Source organism: Arthrobacter sp. EPSL27, assembly GCF_001512305.1.
Taxonomy (GTDB): Bacteria; Actinomycetota; Actinomycetes; order Actinomycetales; family Micrococcaceae; genus Arthrobacter.
Genome location: NZ_LNUT01000005.1, coordinates 1,347,240 through 1,368,292, shown reverse-complemented (window position 1 = coordinate 1,368,292; position 21,053 = coordinate 1,347,240). Strand labels below are relative to the sequence as shown.

19 protein-coding genes and 1 pseudogene are annotated in these 21,053 nt (G+C 69.3%); 8 read left to right on the top strand and 12 right to left on the bottom strand.

Annotated features, from left to right (window positions below):
• Window positions 1–56: 56 nt before the first annotated feature.
• The 4 genes and pseudogenes from AR539_RS17275 to AR539_RS19760 all read left to right on the top strand — a co-directional run.
• Window positions 57–1,439, top strand: a complete 1,383-nt coding sequence (locus AR539_RS17275; protein ID WP_082699428.1) for an XdhC family protein — start codon at window positions 57–59, stop codon at window positions 1,437–1,439.
• Complete coding sequence (locus AR539_RS17270) at window positions 1,430–2,395, top strand: FAD binding domain-containing protein (protein ID WP_066439571.1); 966 nt, start codon at window positions 1,430–1,432, stop codon at window positions 2,393–2,395. The genes AR539_RS17275 and AR539_RS17270 overlap by 10 nt, the downstream gene beginning before the upstream one ends.
• A gap of 2 nt (window positions 2,396–2,397) precedes the next feature.
• Window positions 2,398–5,223 (top strand): molybdopterin-dependent oxidoreductase, encoded by a 2,826-nt coding sequence (locus AR539_RS17265; RefSeq protein WP_066439569.1) that lies wholly within the window; start codon window positions 2,398–2,400, stop codon window positions 5,221–5,223.
• A gap of 90 nt (window positions 5,224–5,313) precedes the next feature.
• Window positions 5,314–5,493 (top strand): annotated as a pseudogene (locus AR539_RS19760) (aldo/keto reductase); the annotation flags it as partial.
• 199 nt (window positions 5,494–5,692) lie between these two features.
• Here AR539_RS19760 and AR539_RS17255 read toward each other — a convergent pair.
• Window positions 5,693–6,217, bottom strand: coding sequence for a DUF488 domain-containing protein (locus tag AR539_RS17255; RefSeq protein WP_066439565.1), 525 nt, complete (start codon window positions 6,215–6,217; stop codon window positions 5,693–5,695).
• A 106-nt stretch (window positions 6,218–6,323) separates the two neighbouring features.
• On the opposite strand from AR539_RS17255, the gene AR539_RS17250 reads away from it, so the two are divergent.
• A complete protein-coding gene (locus AR539_RS17250; protein WP_066439563.1) occupies window positions 6,324–6,965 on the top strand; it encodes a uracil-DNA glycosylase in 642 nt (213 codons plus the stop codon).
• Window positions 6,966–7,035: 70 nt separating this feature from the next.
• On the opposite strand, the gene AR539_RS17245 is transcribed toward AR539_RS17250, so the two are convergent.
• The 3 genes from AR539_RS17245 to aceE all read right to left on the bottom strand — a co-directional run bounded on the left by AR539_RS17245 (window position 7,036) and on the right by aceE (window position 11,720).
• Complete coding sequence (locus AR539_RS17245; protein WP_066439560.1) at window positions 7,036–7,395, bottom strand: VOC family protein; 360 nt, start codon at window positions 7,393–7,395, stop codon at window positions 7,036–7,038.
• Window positions 7,396–8,238: 843 nt separating this feature from the next.
• Window positions 8,239–8,841: a nicotine blue oxidoreductase gene (gene nboR / locus AR539_RS17235; protein ID WP_066439556.1), complete on the bottom strand. Its 603-nt coding sequence runs from the start codon at window positions 8,839–8,841 to the stop codon at window positions 8,239–8,241.
• A gap of 80 nt (window positions 8,842–8,921) precedes the next feature.
• Window positions 8,922–11,720, bottom strand: coding sequence for a pyruvate dehydrogenase (acetyl-transferring), homodimeric type (gene aceE, locus AR539_RS17230; protein ID WP_231728648.1), 2,799 nt, complete (start codon window positions 11,718–11,720; stop codon window positions 8,922–8,924).
• Window positions 11,721–11,887: 167 nt separating this feature from the next.
• Here aceE and AR539_RS17225 point away from each other — a divergent pair, with 167 nt between their 5' ends.
• Window positions 11,888–12,286, top strand: a complete 399-nt coding sequence (locus tag AR539_RS17225; RefSeq protein WP_066439553.1) for a nuclear transport factor 2 family protein — start codon at window positions 11,888–11,890, stop codon at window positions 12,284–12,286.
• 42 nt (window positions 12,287–12,328) lie between these two features.
• On the opposite strand, the gene AR539_RS17220 is transcribed toward AR539_RS17225, so the two are convergent.
• The 7 genes from AR539_RS17220 to uraD form a co-directional block, all read right to left on the bottom strand.
• Complete coding sequence (locus AR539_RS17220; protein ID WP_066439552.1) at window positions 12,329–13,054, bottom strand: maleate cis-trans isomerase family protein; 726 nt, start codon at window positions 13,052–13,054, stop codon at window positions 12,329–12,331.
• Window positions 13,055–13,062: 8 nt separating this feature from the next.
• A complete protein-coding gene (locus AR539_RS17215; protein ID WP_066439551.1) occupies window positions 13,063–14,517 on the bottom strand; it encodes an amidohydrolase family protein in 1,455 nt (484 codons plus the stop codon).
• 10 nt (window positions 14,518–14,527) lie between these two features.
• On the bottom strand, window positions 14,528–15,343 hold the full coding sequence (locus tag AR539_RS17210) for an aspartate/glutamate racemase family protein (protein WP_066439550.1): 816 nt from the start codon (window positions 15,341–15,343) through the stop codon (window positions 14,528–14,530).
• Window positions 15,340–16,023: a GntR family transcriptional regulator gene (locus AR539_RS17205; RefSeq protein WP_066439549.1), complete on the bottom strand. Its 684-nt coding sequence runs from the start codon at window positions 16,021–16,023 to the stop codon at window positions 15,340–15,342. Before AR539_RS17205 ends, AR539_RS17210 begins: the two co-directional genes overlap by 4 nt.
• A gap of 68 nt (window positions 16,024–16,091) precedes the next feature.
• Window positions 16,092–17,432: an MFS transporter gene (locus tag AR539_RS17200; protein ID WP_066439548.1), complete on the bottom strand. Its 1,341-nt coding sequence runs from the start codon at window positions 17,430–17,432 to the stop codon at window positions 16,092–16,094.
• A gap of 383 nt (window positions 17,433–17,815) precedes the next feature.
• The gene (uraH, locus tag AR539_RS17195) at window positions 17,816–18,157 is read right to left on the bottom strand and encodes a hydroxyisourate hydrolase (RefSeq protein WP_066439547.1); all 342 of its coding nucleotides are present in this window, start codon (window positions 18,155–18,157) and stop codon (window positions 17,816–17,818) included.
• Window positions 18,154–18,651, bottom strand: a complete 498-nt coding sequence (gene uraD / locus AR539_RS17190) for a 2-oxo-4-hydroxy-4-carboxy-5-ureidoimidazoline decarboxylase (RefSeq protein ID WP_066439546.1) — start codon at window positions 18,649–18,651, stop codon at window positions 18,154–18,156. The genes uraH and uraD overlap by 4 nt, the downstream gene beginning before the upstream one ends.
• Window positions 18,652–18,884: 233 nt before the next feature.
• Between uraD and AR539_RS17185 the strand changes: the two genes are divergently transcribed.
• Together AR539_RS17185 and AR539_RS17180 are read left to right on the top strand one after the other, a co-directional pair.
• Window positions 18,885–19,124 (top strand): hypothetical protein, encoded by a 240-nt coding sequence (locus AR539_RS17185; RefSeq protein ID WP_066439544.1) that lies wholly within the window; start codon window positions 18,885–18,887, stop codon window positions 19,122–19,124.
• 77 nt (window positions 19,125–19,201) lie between these two features.
• On the top strand, window positions 19,202–20,137 hold the full coding sequence (locus tag AR539_RS17180) for a serine hydrolase (RefSeq protein WP_157361046.1): 936 nt from the start codon (window positions 19,202–19,204) through the stop codon (window positions 20,135–20,137).
• 202 nt (window positions 20,138–20,339) lie between these two features.
• Here AR539_RS17180 and AR539_RS17175 read toward each other — a convergent pair whose 3' ends face one another.
• Window positions 20,340–20,840: a hypothetical protein gene (locus tag AR539_RS17175; protein ID WP_066439540.1), complete on the bottom strand. Its 501-nt coding sequence runs from the start codon at window positions 20,838–20,840 to the stop codon at window positions 20,340–20,342.
• Between the last annotated feature and the right edge of the window lie 213 nt (window positions 20,841–21,053).

Below are 21,053 nucleotides of genomic sequence, written 5' to 3'. Positions count from 1 at the left end.
CTGGAGAGGAACAAGAATATGGACACCATCGCCGCGCAGGAAAAGGGGGTGCAGCAATGCTGGATCTGATGCCGTCGCTCAAGGACTGGCAGCCCGTCGTTGACGGCGTGCGCTGCGCCGTCGCCACGGTGGTCGGCGCCGCAGGGTCCGTCCCGCGGCCGCTGGGCACGTCCATGGTGGTCGCCGAAACCGGCGAGGTGTTGGGCAGCCTCTCCGGCGGCTGCGTCGAAGGGGCCGTGGTTGCGGCGGCCCTGGACGTGATGGCCGACGGCGGCACCCGCCGCGAGTTCTTCGGTTACAGCGACGCGGACGCGTTCGCCGTCGGGCTCACCTGCGGCGGGGAGCTGGAAGTCCACATCGAACCGCTGGGCTCTGCTGTGTGGATGGGCGCCGCTGAACCAATGGGCGCCGCCGGGGGCTCCGGGCTTGGACGCCTGGAGGTCCCGGCGGGTTCCGGCGCCGGCACCGCGCTCGCGCTGATCCGCAGGGTGGACGCCGGCGGCGCGGGCGCCGTGGTGGTCCAGGATCCGGCGCACTGGCGGGCGGAGGCGTCGGCGGACCTGGCGGCACTGCTGGGTCCGGCCGCCGCCGGTGCCGGGGCACTCGTCCAGGCCGCCGCCCAGCTGGAACCGCTGCTGCGCGGCGGCCGGAACGGGCTGGTCCGGTTTGCCCCGCCGGAGGGCTGCCTTTCCGGCACAGGCGTGCCACCACACCCAGGCCCGGAGCCCATCACCTTGCTGGTGGAGAGCCGGCTTCCCGCGCCCCGGATGCTGGTGTTCGGCGCCAACGACTTCGGCGCGGCCCTGGTGCCGGCCGCCCGGCTGCTGGGGTACCACGTGACCCTGTGCGACGCGCGGCCGGCCTTCACCAGCCAGGAGCGGTTCGCCGCCGCGGACCAGGTGGTCACCGCGTGGCCGCACCAGTACCTGGCCGCCGAGGCCGCCGCCGGACGGCTCGATCCCCGCACCGTCGTGTGTGTGCTCACCCACGACCCCAAGTTCGACATCCCGCTCCTGCAGGCAGCGCTGGGCCTGGACCTGGCGTACGTCGGGGCGATGGGATCGCGCCGCAGCCACGCCCAGCGGCTGGAGTCCCTGCACGCCGCGGGAGTCACCCCGGCGGACACCGGCCGGCTGCATTCACCCATCGGCCTGGACCTGGGCGCCGTCACCCCGGCCGAGGTGGCGGTCTCCATCACCGCAGAGCTGGTGGCCAGCCGGAACCGTACCGCCAGCGGCCAGCCCCTGAAACACGGGAGCGGGCCCATCCACCAGCGCGCGGGCCGCCCCCACCCGGCCGGCGGGCCCAGAACCGCGGTACCGGTACCGGCCGCGCCGCCGGCTGCGGCCCCGCACCACCGCAGCTTTCACCACGCCGCCGCGGGGCGCCCCGCCCCGCCGGCCCTGACCCCGCAACACCAGGAGATGCCATGGACATGAACACCATCGAGGCGGTGGTCCGCACCGCGGACCCGGCTGACTGGCAGCCCGGGGACGCCTGGCTGGCCGGCGGCACCGTGCTCTTTTCCTACGGCAGCTTCGCGTTCGGCCAGGAACCGCTGCGGCGGCTGCTGGACCTCGGCGCCACCGGCTGGCCGGCCATCACCGTGTCCGGATCCGGCATCGACCTCGCCGCTACCTGCACCATCGCCGAACTTTATGCGCTGCCGGACAGCGGCTCCGTGGCCGGCCTGGACTGGCCCGCGCTGCAACTGGTCCGGCCTTGCTGCGATTCGTTCGTGGCGTCCTTCAAGATCTGGAACATGTCCACCGTTGGCGGCAACCTCTGCACGTCCCTGCCGGCCGGACCCATGATTTCCCTCTGCGCGGCCCTCGACGGCGTGGCCACACTCCTCGGACCGGGCGGCGCCAGCCGCACCGTCCCGGTGGCGGAGTTCGTCACCGGCGACGCCCGGAACGCCCTGGCCCCCGGCGAGCTGCTCCGCAGTATCCACCTGCCCGCGCGGGCCCTGGCCTCCCGGGTGGCGTTCCGCCGCCTGTCGCTGAGCAACCTGGGCCGCTCCGGAGCGCTGCTGATCGGACGGCACGAGCGTGCGGAAGACGGTGCCGACGGCACCCTGGTGCTCACCGTCACCGCCGCCACCAAGCGGCCCGTGCAGCTGCGCCTCGCCGGCACCGGCGGCATTAGCGGCACCGGGATGCCGACGGCGGCCGACCTGGCCGCGGCACTCGACGCAGCCATCCCGGACGGGCTCTATCACGACGACATCCACGGCCTGCCCGCCTGGCGCAAGGACATGACCTACCGGCTCGCGGAGGAGATCCGCGCCGAACTGGCAGCCCCGGCAGACACCCCGCCGGCCCGCGTCTCGGGCGATTTCTGGCCCCCGGCGCCGGCAGCACCACAGGCTTCACCACAGCAGGAAGGGGCCTGACCATGGCCAACCAGATGGAAATCAACGGCGTTCCGGCGCAGGCCGAGCCCCGGCCCGGGCAGTGCCTGCGGACGTTCCTGCGCGAGCAGGGGAACATGGGCGTCAAAAAAGGGTGCGACGGCGGCGACTGCGGCGCGTGCACCGTGCACGTGGACGGCACGCCGGTGCACAGCTGCATCTACCCCGCCGTCCGTGCGGAGGGCCGGTCCGTCACCACCGTGGAAGGACTGGCCGGGACAACACCCGGCACGGACCTGCACCCGATGCAGCAGCAGTTCATGGAGCGCCAGGGCTTCCAGTGCGGGTTCTGCACCGCCGGCATGGTGATGACGGCGGCCACGTTCGACGACGAACAGAAGGCCAACCTGCCGCGGAACCTCAAGGGGAACCTGTGCCGCTGCACCGGCTATCGGGCCATCGCGGACGCGGTCTGCGGGGACGCCGCGCACGGGCACCCGGACCCCGCCGGGCACGGGTCCGGGATCGCGGGGGAGGGCCAGCCCGGCCCCCGCCCCGGCCAGCTGGGCGACGACGTCCCCGCGCCCGCCAGCCGGGCAGTGGTCACCGGCACGGCGCGCTACACTCTGGACGTCCCGGCGTCGGAGTATCCGGGGCTGCTGCACATGAAGCTCCTGCGCTCCCCGCACGCCCACGCCCGCGTCCTGTCCATCGACACCGCGGACGCCCTTCGGATTCCCGGCGTCGAGGCGGTCTTCACGCACCGGGACGCCCCCGCGCAGCTGTTCTCCACGGCACAGCACGAGCTCTACACCGACGATCCGGACGACACCCGGGTGCTCGATGACGTGGTCCGGTTCATCGGGCAGCGGGTGGCCGCCGTCGTCGCCGATTCCGTGGCCGCCGCGGAAGCCGGGGCACGGGCCCTGAAGGTGGAGTACCAGGTGCTGGACGCCGTCTTCACCCCGCAGGAGGCCATGCTGCCCGGCGCCCCCGCTCTCCACGGCGACAAGGACGCCGCCACAGCCCGCATCGGCCGGCCGGAGCAGAACGTCGTGGCCGAGCTGCACTCCGAACTGGGCGACGTCGCCGCGGCCTTCGCGGCAGCCGACTTCATCCACGAACAGACCTACCGCACCCAGCGGGTGCAGCACACGGCGCTGGAGACGCACGCCGCGATCGCCACGATCGACGACGACGGCCGGCTCCAGGTCCGCACGTCCAGCCAGGTGCCCTTCCTGGTCCGGCGCACCCTTGGCCGGCTCTTCGACCTGCCGGAGGACCGCATCAGGGTGGTCGCCGGTCGGGTGGGCGGCGGCTTCGGCGGCAAGCAGGAAGTCCTCACCGAGGACATCGTGGCCCTGGCCGCGCTGAAACTGCGGCGGCCCGTGCAGCTCGAGTTCACCCGGACCGAGCAGCTCACGGCCTCCACCACCCGGCACCCGTTCACCATCCAGCTCAAGGCCGCCGCCAGCAGCGCCGGAAAGCTGACCGCGCTGCAGCTGGAGGTGCTGACCAACGCCGGCGCCTACGGCAACCACTCCGTGGGGGTGATGTTCCACGGCTGCGGCGAATCCCTGGCCATCTACAACTGCGCCAACAAAAAAGTGGACGCGCACGCCGTGTACACCAACACGGTGCCGTCCGGCGCGTTCCGCGGGTACGGGCTCAGCCAGATGATCTTCGCGATCGAGTCCGCGGTGGACGAGCTCGCCGCCGGGATCGGCATGGACCCGATGGAGTTCCGCCGCCGCAACATGGTCCGCGAGGGCGACGACATGCTCTCCACCCACCCCGACCCGGAGGAGGACGTCCTCTACGGCAGCTACGGGCTGGACCAGTGCACCCGGCTGGTGCAGGACGCGCTGGCACGCGGCGCGGAACGCTATCGGAACGCCGGGCTGGCTGATCTCGGCCCGGACTGGGTCACCGGGGAAGGCTCGGCGCTGTCCATGATCGACACCGTCCCGCCGCGCGGCCACTTCGCGCATTCCAGGCTCCGGCTCCAGCCGGACGGGACCTACCGGGTGGATGTGGGCACCGCGGAGTTCGGCAACGGCACCACCACGGTGCACGCGCAGCTGGCCGCTACCGCCCTGTCCACCACCGCGGGCCGGATCACGGTGCGGCAGTCGGACACGGACCTGGTGGACCACGATTCCGGGGCGTTCGGCTCGGCCGGGACGGTGGTGGCCGGGAAGGCCACGCTGGCCGCTGCCGAGGACCTGGCGGTGCGGATCCGCGCGTTCGCCGCCGGGCTCCGGCAGGTCCAGGCTTCCGGGTGCGTGCTGGAGGATGACGCGGTCATCTGCGAGGGGACCCGGGTGCCGCTGGCGGAACTCCACAGCGCCGCCGAGGCGGCCGGCGTCGACCTTTCCGCCGAGGGGCACTGGGGCGGCACGCCGCGGTCTGTGGCGTTCAACGTGCACGGGTTCCGGGTGGCGGTGAACACCGGGACCGGGGAGCTGCGGATCCTGCAAAGCGTCCAGGCCGCCGACGCCGGCGTGGTGGTGAACCCGCGGCAGTGCCGCGGGCAGATCGAGGGCGGCATTGCGCAGGCGCTCGGCGCCGCGCTCTATGAGGAGGTCAAGGTGGACGACGCCGGCCGGGTCACCACCGACATCCTCCGGCAGTACCACATCCCGTCCTTCGCGGACGTGCCCCGCAGCGAGGTGTACTTCGCCGACACCAACGACAAGCTGGGCCCGCTGGGCGCGAAATCCATGAGCGAGAGCCCGTTCAACCCGGTGGCGCCGGCGCTGGCCAACGCCATCCGCAACGCCACGGGAATCCGGTTCGCGGACCTGCCCATCGCCCGGGACAAGATCTACCTGGGCCTGAAAGAAGCGGGCCTGGCCGCGGCCCGCTGAAACCAACGCGGGGTCAGCTACGGCCCAAGGAAGGCGCCCTCATGGACCGCGTCTGACCCCGCGTTGGTGCTACCGGCCTATAGTCGGATGATGGAACAGCGAATCTTGGGCAAAACCGGCCGGTCCGTCTCCGTCGTCGGACTGGGGACCTGGCAGCTTGGCGCGGACTGGGGAAAGGTGGACCCGGCGCAGGCCCGCGCGGTCCTGGCCGCCTGCGTGGACGCCGGCGTCACGTTCTTCGACACCGCGGACGTGTACGGCGACGGCCGCTGGATCGCGGCGCAGGACGGCGTCAGCACGGTGATCCCGGGTGCGCGCAGCGTGGACCAGGCCCGGGCCAACGCCGAGGCCGCCGGGGTCCGCGGGATCGACGCGACGTTCGACGTCGGGGTCCGGGAAATTTACGACAAGTACTTCCGCGCGTCCATCCACCCGCGCTGGTAGCCGCTTCTACACTCCAACGCGGCGGTCACTCCGGCGGATACCAGACCCGGGTGCCCTCCACGCGGGCGAACTTGGTCAGGGAATGGGGTTTGGCGGACGTGGCGGTCATGATGTCCAGGACCTCCACGTTCCGGACCAGGAGCGCGTCGCCGATCAGCGAGCGGTGGCAGCGCCAGGGGACGGCTTCGGCGCACATGATGGCCGCGTTGGCGGTCCGTCCGTGGTCCATCAGCTGCTCGACGGCGGCCGTGAAGTCTTCGGTCTGCATGTAGTCCGCGTATCCCCGGAAGGACGCGTTCCGCCAGGCGCCGTTGGGGCTGTCCTTCCGGGCATGCCGCAGCCCGCCGAGGGCCGCCATCCGCCGGTAGGTGATGCCGCGGGCGCGCACGCTCGCCGCCAGGGCGTCCGTGTTGAACTGGGGATTGTGCCGCGACTTCGGCACCGTGCGCACGTCAATCAGCCGTTTGATGCCGTGGGCCTCCAGGATGCCGATGAACTCGTCGATGGGGTGAGTGGAGTGGCCCACCGTGAAGATGGTCATGTCCGTCATGCCCCCATGCTAGGCCGGGGCGGGGGCCTGCGCCGCCGCCGGGGGCCGGGTCGTCCGGTGCCGGTAGTCTGGTGCACCGGCGGGCGGAGAAGGGGAAAGGAATGCGGTGACGTCATCCATTGACGCGTTTGTGGACCGGCTGGCTGCCGTGGACACGGGGCCTGCGTGCAACAACTTCTTCGACCACTCCGTGCCGGAGAACGCGCTGCGGCGGCGGAATCTGGGCATCTACCTGGGCGAGATGCAGGAGCGCGCCCCGACGGTCCTGCTGGTGGGGGAGGCGCCGGGGTTCCGGGGCATGCGGATCACTGGGGTTCCCTTCACCAACCGGACCATGTTCGAGGGCCCGGCGAACGCGCTGGGCCTGTTCGGGCCCGGCAAGGGCTACGTGCTGCCGGCGGATGCCGCCGGGGTGGCGGCCGAGCCCACCGCGACGGTGATGTGGCAGGTTCTGGCCGAACTGGGCGTCCTGCCCCTGCTCTGGAGCGCCTGCCCGTGGCACACCCACCAGCCCGGGCGGCCGCTGTCCAACCGCACGCCCAACGCCGCCGAAGCCGCTCTGGGTACGCCGTTCTGGCAGGCGCTCGCGGGCATGTTCCCCATCGAGACGGTGGTGGCGGTAGGGAATGTGGCGCACCGCAGCCTGCAGCGCAGCGGCGTGGACGCACCGAAAATCCGGCACCCCGCGCACGGAGGCAGGTCCGGCTTCAAGCAGGGCCTGGCGGGGCTGCTGCTCCCCGCCCGCTGACGCCGCGTTGCGTTTCCCCTTCCCGCATCGGGTCGGTCGGTCTCGACACGCTGAAGCGGGCGCTCCTAGGCTAGCTGAGGCAGAGGCAGAAGGGATGGCCGGCTGGGTCCAGGAAGACCCGGAAGGTCGTTCCCGGCTGGTGCTCGTGCTTGGTCGCGCCGAGCTCGAGCACTGCCGCCTCAGCCTCGTCGAGGTCATCGACGACGAGGTCGAGGTGCATCTGCTGCGGCACGTCTTGGCCGGGCCATTGCGGCGGCGTGAACGACTCCACCTTCTGGAAGTTGATTGAATCGCCGTACTCGGCGCGAACGGAGCTCCAGCCGTCGTCGCCCTGCTCGATATTCCAGTCGAGGAGGGCGCCGTAGAACTCCGCCAGGGTCTTGGGGTCCGGGCAGTCGAGAACGACGGCCGGGAAGCGTGCGATAGCCATGCCGCTCACTCTAGGCGTCGGAACGCCATAGAAACAGCAGATCGCGGCGGGGTTTTTAGGGCACCGCCGCGAACTGCCAACTCGACACCCCGCCGCCCGATGGCACTGGCACGGTCTTCGGGCACCCATTCCGGGTTGAGATGCTTCCCGAGGAAGGGTAAACCTGCCATCATTCAAGGAGGTCTCCTTGAATGAGTGATGGAAATGAACGGGCCAGCGGCGTTCCAGCCGGCCTATCCCGGGAGGTCTCAGATGGATTCTCTGACCCTGATTGGTGTCGTCCTTCTTACTGCGGTGCTTTGGATGACGTTTGTCTGCGGCATGCTTGCCCGTCTCGCTCGCTCTGAACGCCGCGCAGGGTTGAGAGCCCCGCGCACGGATTCGCATGTTATTGGGCGGAGGCATGGGACCGGAACCCCGAGGAGACCTAAACTGCGGCGGCGGACGACGCGGCAGGTCGTCATGCACCCTCCCAGGAAGCCACTACCCCAGTCGTCGCCCCGAAATCACGCTAGGCTCATGGCTGAAGTGCCGGAACGGGTTCCACCGATCAGGGATTCAAGATTCTTTCAAGGAAGGTCAATATGGGTGACGGAGAAAAAGCAGGGAAGCCGGTCCCAGACGAGCAGTTTGTTCACGGCGGCCAACACATCAAGGGACAGACCGACGACGTCTCGGCCAGGGACTCTTACCTTGCGGACATAGCCAACTCGATTGACCCGGACATGGGCACTCCGGAAGGGGGCTCTGACCCCGTGGAGCCGCAGACTCGGGAGTAACTGTGAGCTGATCCATCCGGGCCGGGAAAGGTGCACACCCAGCAAGTTTGGTTGAGGGGTGGCTTCAGTCGAGCAGGTGCAGCTGGTCCTTGGTGTCCAGGTCCTCGCCGCCGGAGAGGTCGCTGCAGTCCACCAGGTCGATGAGGTCCGGGTGGGCCTGCAGGAAGTGCCGGGCGCCGGCGTCGCCCGTTGCCGTCTCCGCAGCGCCGGCGCGGAGGCCGGCGTCCAGGAGCAGCGGGTGGCCCCGCCGGAGGATACCGTCCGGGCCGCGGTAAGCCGCAGCGGTCACCCGGCCGGGCCGGTGGGCCGCGATCAGCCGGGCCACCGTTTCCGGGGCCAGGCCGGGCTGGTCCACCAGGGCCATGAGCACGTGGTCCCCCGGGGCGGCCGCGGCGAGCCCCGCCCGGAACGAGCCGCCCATGCCGCCGGCCCAGTCCGGGTTCTCGATCACGCGGCACCGGCTGAGGTCGGCGGTGCCGCGGACCTCAGCCGCGCCGGCGCCGAGCACCGCCACCACCTCGCGGCAGCCGCCGTCGAGCAGCACGTCGGCCAGTACCTCAACGAGGGTGCGGCCGCGGAACGGCAGCAGCGCCTTGGGCCCGAGCCCCAGCCGCGTCCCCGCGCCCGCGGCGAGCAGCACCGCCGTCGTTGGTTGTGAGTCCGTCATGGACCCAGCCTATGCACCGGGTTGGCACTTCACGGCAGTCCCGGGCGGGAACACTGCCGCGAAGTGCGCACTCGGCGGGGTCAGGCGTCGCCGCCCGCGCCCCCGGTGGTGCCGGCCGTGACGTCCAGGAGCTTGTAGCGGTCCATGGCGTACGACGGCGCGCCCTCCTCCACCTCGCCCCTCGCCGCGAGCAGCTGCAGGGTCTTCACCACAATCGAGTGGGTGTCGTTCTTGAAGAAGCGGCGGGCGGCGGCGCGGGTGTCGGAGAACCCGAACCCGTCCGCACCGAGCGAGGCAAACTGGTGCGGCAGGAACTGGCGGATCTGGTCCGGCACCGCCTTCATGTAGTCGCTCACGGCCACGATCGGGCCCGTGGCCCCGGCCAGCTGCTGGGCGACGAACGGGACGCGGGCGGGCTGGCCGGGGTTGAGGAAGGCTTCCTCTTCGGCGGCCAGCCCGTCCCGGCGGAGCTCGTTCCAGGACGTGACGGACCAGACGTCGGCGGAGACGCCCCAGTCCTCGGCGAGGACGCGCTGGGCCTCGAGGGCCCAGGGGACGGAGACGCCGGAGGCCAGGATCTGGCTCTTGGGGCCTTCCAGGTCCGACGCCGACACCCGGTAGATGCCCTTCAGCACACCGTTGACGTCGAGGTTCTCAGGTTCGGCGGGCTGGAGGATGGGCTCGTTGTAGACCGTGAGGTAGTACATCAGGTTCCGGCCCGGGTCGTTGTCGGCCGGACCCGGACCGTACATCCGCTCCAGCCCGTCCCGGATGATGTGGCCCATTTCGTAGCCGTAGGCGGGGTCGTAGGTGACGACGGCGGGGTTGGTGGCGGCCAGGATGGGGGAGTGGCCGTCGGCGTGCTGCAGGCCTTCACCGGTGAGGGTGGTGCGGCCCGCGGTGGCGCCGATGATGAACCCGCGGGTCATCTGGTCCGCGGCGGCCCAGAAGGAATCGCCCGTGCGCTGGAAGCCGAACATCGAGTAGAAGACGTAGATCGGGATCAGCGGTTCGCCGTGCGTGGCGTAGGACGTGCCCGCCGCGGTGAACGCTGCCACCGCGCCGGCCTCGTTGATGCCCGGGTGGATCAGCTGGCCCTGGGCGGATTCCTTGTAGGCGAGCACCAGGTCCCGGTCCACCGAGAGATAGGCCTGGCCGTCGGGGTTGTAGATCTTCGCGGAGGGGAAGAACGCGTCCATGCCGAACGTGCGCGATTCATCCGGCACGATCGGGACAATGCGGTGGCCGAACTTCTTGTCCCGCAGCAGGTCCTTGAGCAGGCGCACAAACGCCATGGTGGTGGCGGCCTTCTGCTTCCCGGAGCCGCGGCGGGCCACCTCAAAGGTTTTCGGCTCAGGCAGCTCCACGGGGGCGTGGGCCGCCCGGCGTTCGGGGACGAAGCCGCCGAGGGCTTTACGGCGTTCCATGAGGTACTGGATTTCGGGGGCGTCCGGGCCGGGGTGGTAGTACGGGGGCCGGTAGGGGTCCGCTTCGAGCTGGTCATCGGTGATGGGGATGCGGAGGTGGTCACGGAAGGCTTTGAGGTCCGCGAGGGTGAGTTTCTTCATCTGGTGGGTCGCGTTGCGGCCCTCGAAGTGGGTGCCCAGGCCGTAGCCCTTGACCGTGTGGGCCAGGATGACGGTGGGTTTGCCCTTGAACTCGGTCGCGGCCTTGTACGCGGCATAGACCTTGTTGTAGTCGTGGCCGCCGCGCTTGAGGTTCCAGATCTGGTCATCGGTGAGGTCCTGGACCAGTTCCTTGGTCTGCGGGGTCTGCCCGAAGAAGTGCTCGCGGACGAACGCGCCGGACTCGGCCTTGTAGGTCTGGTAGTCCCCGTCGACGGTTTCGTTCATGATCTTCACGAGCGAGCCGTCCTCGTCCTTGGCGAGCAGGTCATCCCACTCCCGGCCCCAGACGACCTTGATCACGTTCCAGCCCGCGCCGCGGAAGAACGCCTCGAGTTCCTGCATGATCTTCCCGTTGCCCCGGACCGGTCCGTCCAGGCGCTGGAGGTTGCAGTTGATCACGAAGTTCAGGTTGTCGAGCTTGTCGTTCGCGGCCAGCTGGAGCAGGCCGCGGGACTCGGGCTCGTCCATTTCCCCGTCACCAAGGAACGCCCAGACCTGCTGGTCCGAGGTGTCCTTCAGGCCCCGGTTGTGCAGGTACCGGTTGGACTGGGCCTGGTAGATCGCGTTCATCGGACCGATGCCCATCGACACGGTCGGGAACTCCCAGAACTCCGGCATCAGCCGCGGGTGCGGGTACGAGGACAGCGCGTGGCCTTCCTTGGACTTCTCCTGCCGGAACCCGTCCAGGTCCTCCTCGGTCAACCGGCCTTCCATAAACGCCCGGGCGTACATGCCGGGGGAGGCGTGGCCCTGGAAAAAGACCTGGTCCCCGCCGCCGGGAGCGTCCTTGCCGCGGAAGAAGTGGTTGAACCCGACCTCATACAGGGTCGCAGCACCGGCATAGGTCGAGATGTGCCCGCCGACGCCGATATCCGAGCGCTGCGCCCGGTGCACCATGACCGCCGCGTTCCACCGCAGCCACGCCCGGTACTTCCGCTCAATCTCCTCGTCCCCGGGGAACGGCGCTTCCTGGTCCACCGGAATCGTGTTCACGTAATCCGTGGTGGTCACCATCGGAACACCCACACTCTGCGCACCCGCCCGCTGAAGCAGGCTCCGCATAATGTACTGGGCACGCTCCGTGCCCTGATCCTGAATCAAAGCATCCAGGGACTCCAGCCACTCGGCGGTCTCTTCCGGATCACGATCAGGCAGCTGGTTAGTCAACCCGCTGAGGATATGGGAGGTCTCTTCTCCTGCAGCCACGTCCAACCTCTCTTTCGTCGTTGAATGGCAGGTAGCGTTTTTCATTATGTGAGAAAACTTTTCTATAATTCGAGATTATCGAGGCCGGCGAAAGCCCGTCAAGGCAGGATGACGCATCCCCGTCGGCCGCGCAGTCACAATCGGTGCCTACGCTTGTCCGGCCTCCCCGGGGCACCGTTGTCTGCCGGCGTGGCCGCGGGTAGCTTGACAGGATGACTGACCGAGACGATTTTCTTCTGTGGGTCAAGACCACCCTGTATGGGGCCGAACTCGCCCTCCACAACGGCGACGCGGCACCGCGCCGGGCGATCTGGTCACGAAACGAGCCCGTCAGCGTCCTCGGCGCATGGCGCAATTCCTTCGGGCAAGCGGAACTGGAAGAACTCTTCAGCTACCTTGCCGAGAGTTTCTCCGACTGCACCTCTTACGCGTTCGAGCTCCAGGCGTACGACGTCGTGGGGGGCATGGCGTACACCGTAGGCCTGGAGCACACGGCCGCCTCCGTCGATGGAACGCCGCGCACCTACACTCTGCGCGCCACCCAGGTGTACCGGCGGGAAGACGGCGCGTGGAAGGTGGCCCACCGCCACGCTGACACGGTGGACGGCTGACCACCCGGACCACAGAACGAGCCCGGCAGCCAGGCGCACCGCTCAGGCGAGCAGCCGGCCCCAGCGCGGGTCCAGCAGCGGCGCGCCCGCCATGCTGAGGCAGTGCCACAGCGTCACCGCCACGGAGTCCAGCACGGGCACGCCCGTTGCCGCCTCGACCTCGGCGGTGATGTTGGCACCGTAGAGGTTGGTGCAGAGGTAAATGATGGCGTCCGGGCCGGACCCGGCAAGCTCCAAAGACCCGGGCCGCATCTCGGCGTCGGAGACCCGGGCAAAGGATTCGTTGTCGCTGAGGCCCAGGAACCGGTGGTCCACGGTCTTGATGCCCTCCCGGAGGTAGGACGCCATGATCTGTTCGTTGACGTCGCCGGTGTAGGGGGTGAAGAGCCCGATGCGGTCGGTGCCGAAGGCCCGGAACGCCTCCAGGTACGCCAGCGTGGAGGTGGTGGCCGGGATGCCGGTGGCGTCCGTGATCTCCGCGACCAGCCGGCGGTCGTGGTCGGCGCCGAGCCAGGATCCGGAGGTGCCGTTCCAGGCGATGACGTCCACGTCGGCCGTGGCGAGCAGTTCGGCGGCCTGACGCATGACGGCGGCGTCGAACTGCTTGTCCGAGGACTGGTCCAGGGCGATCCGGGTGACCGGGATCCGGGTGGAGTGGATGGTGACGTCGTCGCGGCTGCCGAGGATCCGGTAGCTCTGCGGTTCGAGGCAGGTGTTGGAGGACGGCACAATCATGCCGATGCGGGTGGGACGGGTTGCGGAAGGCATGGGTACTCCTAGCGGGCGGCCGGGGAGGCGCTGGCCTGGGCGGCGGGAATGAGGGCGGACGCGGTGGACTCCTGGTGTTCGCGGAACCCGAGGCGGGGCACGAACCGGCCCACGGGGCCGGGATCGTGGAACCCGCCCTGGTCCAGCACCACGCGTCCGGCGGAGACGACGACGGCGGGCCACCCGGTGAGGTTCCGGCCGTCGAACGGGGAGAAATCGGTGCCCATGTGGAGGGCGCCGCCGTCGACCGTGCGTTCCTCGGCCGGGTCGAAGACGACCAGGTCGGCATCGAACCCGGGCGCGATGGTGCCCTTGCCGGGCAGGGCGTTGATGCGGGCCGGGCCGGCGGAGAAGACTTCCACGAAGTCCTCCACGCGCGCCTCGGCGGAGGCGCCCATCAGGGCCGAGAACGTGACGGGCATCCGGGTTTCCACGCCCGGGAGCCCGTGCGGCATCTCGCGGATGTCGTCCGTGCGCTCCCGCTTCTGCGTGAGGTCGTAGCAGGAGTGGTCGGACGCGACGGTGTGGATGGCCCCGTCGGCCAGCCGTTCCCGGAGCGCGGCCACCGTCTCCGGGCTGCGCATGGGCGGGCAGCAGGCGTACCACTCCGGCACCCGCGATCCGTAGACGGTGTCGTCCAGGGTCAGGTAGTGCGGGCAGGTTTCGGAGTAGGCCTCCTGGCCGCGGCTGCGGGCCCCGCTGACCAGGTCGACGGCGCCGGGCGTGGACTGGTGCACAAAGTAGACGGGAGCGCCGGTGTACTCGGCCATGGCCAGGGTTTCCTTGACGGAGACTTCCTCGGCCAGTTCGGGGCGGGTGCGGTGCAGGTGTTCGACGCCGATCCGGCCGTCGTCCGCGTGCTGCGTGGTGCAGTCCGTGATGATGGGGTCGTGCTCGGCATGGATGTACGTGAGGCCGTCGAGGCGGACCATCTCGCGCATGACCTTCAGGATGGTGTCCCCGTCCGCCATGGTGGTGCCGCGGTTGGTGGTGTACATCTTGACGGACCGGACGCCCTCGGCGGCGAGCTGTTCCAGCTGCCAGGGCACGGTTTCGTCCCAGGTGATGACGGAGCCGTGCAGGGCGACGTCGCAGCGGGCGTCCCGGGCCAGTTCCTTCTTGTGCAGGACGGCCGCGAGCGGGGTTTCCCGGGCGTCGCGGGGGATGCCGAAGTCGATGATGGTGGTGGTGCCGCCCCACAGCGCTGCGGTGGAGGTGGTCTTGTAGTCGTCGAGGGTGCGGAACCGGCCGGTGACCTGGGCGACGTGGCAGTGCCCGTCGACCCCGCCGGGGATGATCAGCATGCCGGCGGCGTCGATGGTGCGGGTGGCGGCGGGGACGGGCCCGGCGGCGTTGGCGAGCCGTTCGATGCGGCCGTCCCGGACCACGATGTGGGCGTGCTGGCGGCCGAAGCTGTTGACCACGGTGCCATTGGCGATGACGAGTTCTGGGGTGTCGGACATCGGTGTCCTCCTAGAGAGAAGTAGCTGGTTGGCCGGCGTGGGCCGTGGTGTGTGCTGTGTTTTGCGTGGCGTTCTGCGCCGCGGTGAGGGCCGCGTCCAGGTGGGCGGAGAGGCCGCGGCGGGCCTTGGCCGGGGGCGCCGCGAAGGCGCCGGCGCGGTGCGGGCCGGAGTCGAGGGCCGCCACGGCTTCCGCCATCCGGATGCCGGCGGAGATGCCGTCCACCACCGGGACGCCGATCTGCCCGCGGAGCTCCCGGGCCAGGCCGGCGAGCGGCGCCCCGGCGAGGATCACGACGTCGGCCCCGTCCTCGGCGACGGCCTGGTGGCTGAGGGCCAGCAGGGTGGCCTTGAAATCCTGCTGCACGGAGGCGATGCCGTGAAGCGCCTCGTTGATGGAGCGGATGGAGGCGAGCCGCCCGCCGAGGCCGAAGCGTTCCACGCAGTCGCGGTACCAGGGCCGGATCCGGTCCGAGATGGCGATGATGGAGAACCGGTGGCCCTGCAGGGCGGCGGCGCAGAGGGCGGCCTCGGTGATCCCGATGACGGGGACGTCAGTGAGTTCCTTCAGCGCCGGCATCCCGGGGTCCCCGAAGGCGGCCACAACGACGGCGTCGATCCCGTGTTCAGGCCCCGCGTGCTCGGCGACGATCTCGGCGACGGCCCCCGCCGCGATCAGGGATTCGAAGCGGGTTTCGATGTACTCGACGCCGTACGCGGCGGTCCGGACCACGAGTTCGGTGCCGGGGGAGGCGGAGCGCAGTGCCTCCGCCTCGATCAGCGCGGTGACGTCGTCGCTGATGTTGGGGTTGATGACTAGGAGTTTCATAAGTTCTTCCGATGCAAGGCGGGTTCGGTCCGGCTGAAATCCTCCGGAAACTGTTCACGGTATTTGCCGATGTGCGACGCCGACTGGGCGGCGGCGCGCTCCGGGTCGCCGCTGGCGATGGCGGCGTAGAGGGCGCGGTGTTCCTCGATGAGTTCGGGCAGGTCGCTGACGTGGCGGAAGAGCCAGTGCATGCGGCCCTGGAGCGGTTCCAGCGCGGACTTGAGGAAGCCGTTGTCCGCGATCCGGGTGATGGCGTCGTGGAATTCGCTGTTGGCCCGGTGGGCCTCCATGACGGCGCCCTTGGCCAGGCAGCGGTCGGCCTCGTCCAGCATGGCCTGGAGGCCGCGGAGGTCCTCGGCGGTGGCGCGGGTGGCGGCCAGCCGGCAGGCCAGCACCTCGAGGGACTGCCGGACGTCGAACAGGTCCTCGACGTCCTTGGGGCTCAGGGTGCTGACCTCGGCGCCGCGGGCACCGCGGTCACTGATGAGCCCTTCCTGGCGCAGCATGCGCAGCGCTTCGCGGACGGGGAGGCGTGAGACGTTGAATTCGGCGGCGAGGTCGCGTTCCACCAGCCTGGTGCCGGGAACGTAGTGCCCTTCGAAGATCCTGTTGCGGAGGGTGTCCCGGACGGCCTCGCGGAGGGGGCGTTCTTTGTCCTGGGTGTCTTCTGCGGTGTGCATGGTTCTCCACTTTCGGTTCTTGTCTGGCATTGCGTTCCCGGCATCAGGAACAGGCGCGTGTGGCTAGCTTAGACAGGTAGCCGTTTGTTGTAGTTCAGGGTCAGGACGGAGGCTCCCATAACAATCGCGGATCCCACGAAGTACAGCAGCGCCCAGGTGTAGGAGCCGGTGGCGCCCACAATGAGGCCCACCGCGATCGGGGTCACGAAGCCGGAGATGTTGCCGCTGAAGTTCATCGCGCCGCCCAGGACGCCGGCGTTGGTGCGGCCGCCCAGGATGGACGGGATGCTCCAGAACAGGCCCACCCAGCGGAGGAAGAACATCACCACGGACAGGAGCACTACCGCCGTCGTCGGGTCCGCCACCACCGTGACGCCGATCAGGCCGCCGATCACCACCACGCTGGAGATGCCCAGGAGGGTGCGCATCACGCGGTTGGCGGAGGCGCCGGTGGACTGCCACTTGTCCGCGATGGTGCCGCCCAGGATCTCGCCGACGAAGCCGGCGCCGAAGATCACGAAGGTGGACCAGCCGATGGTCTTGAGGTCGAAGCCCTTGTCCTGCGCCAGGTAGAGCGGGCCCCAGGTCAGCAGGCCGTAGAAGACGCCGTTGAAGCCGAGCCAGCCGAAGCACATGGCCCAGAAGGAGCGGAATTTCAGGTAGGGCAGGAGGGCACGCTTGCCCTTGCTGCCATCGAGCTCGGCGGCGGCGTCTTCGGCCGCGTGGGAGGCCTCGATGTACTCGGCCTCGGCGTCATTGACCCCGCGGTGCTGGCGGGGGTTGTCGCGGACGTACCACCAGACGGCCAGGCCCATGAGGACCGTGGCGGCGCCGGCGATGATGAACGCGATGCGCCAGCTGCCGGTGGAGGCGATGAGGCCGGCGATGATGATGCCGCCGAGGCCCGCGCCCAGCGGAGCGCCGGCGTCGAGGATGGTGGCACCGCGTCCGCGCTCCGACTTGTGCATCCAGATGGCGTTGAGCTTGCCGCCGGCCGGCATAACGCCGGCTTCGGTGACGCCGATGCCCAGGCGGGCAATGAACATGCTGAGGAAGCCGCCGGCCATGCCGGAGGCCGCGGTGGCCGCGCCCCAGCCGACGCAGGACGCCGTCATGACTTTGCGGGGGCCGAACTTGTCAATGAGCAGGCCCACCGGGACCTGCATCAGGGCGTAGGTCCAGAAGAAGGCGGAGAGCAGGAGGCCCACCAGCTCGGGCGCCAGGTTGAATTCCTTCTGGATGATGGGGAGGGCTACCGAGATGGAGCCCCTGTCGATGTAGTTGACGGCGACCAGGACCAGCAGGAGCAGGAACATTTTCCAGCGGACGTTGGTGCGACGTTGCACGCCGTCCTTGCCGGTTTTGTCCTGCGGCAGCGGTACCGCGGTTTCGGTGTTAGGAAGTGACACAACTTCTCCTTTACAGAGAGGAAGAACTGCAGGCGGGGAAAAGACTTGGGTTTCGCGGGGGCGGGGCCAGTTGGTGGGGGTCCCCGGTCCGGTCCCGAAGCGCCGCTCGAATGGGGGTGCGGCGCGGGGATCATCTCGCGATCTTTTGGGATCCCAATTTGGGATCCCAAAATCAGAGTAGGAGTGACCCGCGCCACTGTCAAGGGATTGCGGCGGATTTGACCCACCTGCGCCAAATCACCGATTGTGACAAAGCAGCGCGGGGTCAGGCGCGGCCCATGGAGCCGCCCCGGATGGGCGATAGCTGCCCGCTATGGGCTGCGGGCACGCAAAAAGGGCCCGGTGCCCCGGGCCCTTCATGTGGTGGCGCGATGTACGGAGGTTCAGCTGCCCCGGTACGTGGAGTACGCGAACGGGCTCAGCAGCAGCGGCACGTGGTAGTGGGCCTCCGACTCCAGGATGCCGAAGGTGAGGATGACCTCGGGGAAGAACGTTTCGGTCCCGCTGTCGGCGAAGTACTTGCCCGTGTCGAAGGCCAGACGGTAGGTGCCCGTGGGCAGCCGATCCGGGCCCAGCTGCTTGATGCGGCCGTCCCCGTCCGTGGTGCCCTCGGCGATCTGGACCCAGCGCTCGCCGTCGAGCATGTGCAGGGTGACCGGGACGTCCGCCGCGGGCTTGCCGGAGCCGGTGTCGAGGATATGGGTGGTGACGTGGGACATGCTCATTGTTCAATCAGCCCTTCGAGTCGGAGCACCGCGATTTCCCGCAGCTGCTGCCCGATAATTTCCTGTTCTTTCTCCGGAGTGTGGCTGAGCCTCGTGTTGAGGGCCGCCAGGATCTCTTCGCGGCTGCGTCCGGCGGCGCGGATCAGGAACACTTGCCCGAACTTCTCCTCGTAGGCCCGGTTGCCGTCCGCCAGGGCCTGCGCGACGGCGGCATCGGCCTCGCCGAGTCCGGCCTGTTCCGCCTGGGACAGCTTGGCCTCCGTACTGTTTCCCTGGGCCCGCTCGCCGATCCGCGGGTGGTGCGCCAGGGCGGCGTCGATTTCGGCCGGGGCGAACGGGTTGGCCGTGCGGCGTCCGGCGTCGAGGAGCGCGTCGAGGCTGGGGTAGGGGCGGGCGTCGGCCAGGCCGTCAATCCAGCGCTGAATGTCCAGGCAGGGCCGGAGTGCGGCGGCGGCCTCGTCCCGGCCGGCCGCATTGAACTCTTTAAGGTGCATGAGGCGGATCCTCGTGTTTGATGCTGGCATCCACGGTGTAGGGCTATGCGGACAATGCATTCCGCATCATGGAACTGTTATTTCAGCATATGCAAAAAGTGAACCGTACCGGCCTGCCGGTGTCAACTCCCTGGCCCGCTTGATGACGTACCCGCGGGCCCGTTGGCGGCGTGGCCCTCCGCGCACCACGTTAGTGTGGGAAGCCTCCCTGTCCATGGATGAAAGGCAGTGTCATGAGAGATCCGAACGAACCAGGTGTCGACCCGGCCGGCCTTCGCGGGCCCGGCGACCCGGACGCCGTCGAGGCCCGCCAGCCGCACGCCGAACCGCACCAGGCAGGCAACATCCGCGAGGAACAGCTGACCCAGGCCGGGGGAACGGTGCCGGCCGCCTACGTGGGGTCCGGGGATCCGGACGCGGAGGACAAGCCCGAGGACGCCGCCGACGCGGGCACGTGGGACGACGAAATCTAGGCCCAGCTGAGCCGGCTGTCCGCGGCGGCAGCCGGCTCACAGCTTCCGCATAGCTGGCCTGGCTAGTGTGGACTGCCATGGAACAGACCACACCGCCCTCCGATTTGCGCGCCCCCGGCGCCCCCGGCGCCCGGCCTCCCCGCCGGATACGCGGCAGGTTGGCGATAACGGCAGCGGTGGCGCTGTGCGCAGTAGGGCTGGGGGCTGGCGTCAACGCCGTCGCGCACGCGCATACGACGGCGGCCGGCCAGCCGGCAGGCCAGGCGCCGGCCACCACACCACCGGCGTCCGCCGCGGCGCCCGCACCCTCCGCCATTGACGCGGAACTCGAGGCCGAGATCAATGCCGTGATCGACGCCAACAGCGACTACCAAGTGGGCGTCGCCGTCGTTGACGTGTCGGACGGCGCCGACCCAGCCGACGTCCACGAATACGGGGTGCAGGCGCCTTTTGTTGCGGCCAGCACCGCCAAAGTCCTGGCTGCCGAGGCCTACTACCACCAGGTCGAAACGGGGGAGGCTTCGCTGGACGACCCGCTGGGGGCGTACACCGCGGAGTTCCAGCTGCGGGCCATGATCCAGCAGAGCGACAACGACTCTTGGTCGCTGATCATGGACGCCGTGGGGCATGAGGAGCTGGCGGAGTACGCGGCGTCGATCGGCGTGGACTACGCCGCCACCAGCAACACGCTCACCCCCGCGGAGATGGCCCGCATCCTGGGCGGCCTGTACTCCGGGACGCTGCTGGAGCCCGCGGACACCGCCCAGCTGCTCTCCTACATGCAGGACACCAACAACGAGTCGCTCATCCCCGCCGCAGTCCCGGACGGCATCACCGTGTTCCATAAGTACGGGCTGCTGAACGGGGCGCTGCACGACGCCGGAATCCTCGCCAAGGACGGCAAGGCCTACGCCGTGGTGATCTACACCAAGGGCGCCGGCATGGAGAGCGTCCCCGCGCGGACTGAAGTCATCCACGACCTGACGTCCGCCGTCACGGGCGCATTGTTTTAGTCAGGCTGCGCCGCCCGGCGGTCCGGGGGCACTTTGGTGCCCTCCGGCGTCGCGATCCACGATGGCGGCGGCGTGTCCCGTGTCAATGTGCCCCCGGACGGCCGGTACCGGGGCCGGCACCGCCGCCAGCCGCCGTCGGGAGCCTGCAGCAGCAAGCGAGCCAGGGGACATGTCCCCTGGCTCGTGGTGCGCCGATGCGTGATCAGCGGTGGAGCCTGGCCACGTCACTCTTTTCCCAGCGGGTCCAATCGGACCAATGGTCGCTGTTGCCGCTGCGGACGCGGAAGGAAACCAGCTGGTAAACCTCCTCGCTGCCCCGGCGGTCCAGGTTCGGCACGCGGTCGTAGCTGTGAATCGTCACGGAGTCGTCACGGGGATCGAAGGACCTCCAGAACGTGGACTTCCCCAGGAAGTCGTCATTCCGGCCGCGGTCGTCTTCGAAGCGCAGCTGGCGGATCTCCACAGTCTTGTTGCCATTGCAGTCCACATAGATCCGGAAATCCACTCTGACTTTGCTTCTGTCCTTGTTGTCGTGCTTGATGGGCTTGAGCGGATCGACTGTGCAGCCGCGCTCGGAGGTTGAGGCAAAGGCTGGCCCGGCCGCTGCGACAGGTCCTCCGATGAGCCCCAGGGCGACGGCGGGAATCAGCGCGATCCTGGCCGCCCGGGAGCGGGTCTTTCTTGGTGGCTTGGTGATGGACATTGTCTTCGTTCTTCTGCCTGGAAACGCAATGTATAGCTCCGGACGGCGGCCGCCTGACCGCACCGCGGTGGCGCCGCGATCGAAGGCGGCGTGCCAGTCCAATGTGAAGTAGCCCGCCCGTACGGTGGGAGGCTCGAAGCCGGCGTCAACTCATATCGGTTGAGGGACCCGGTCCCTTAATCGTCGGACTGTTGCGGCTCCCGGGCAATAGGT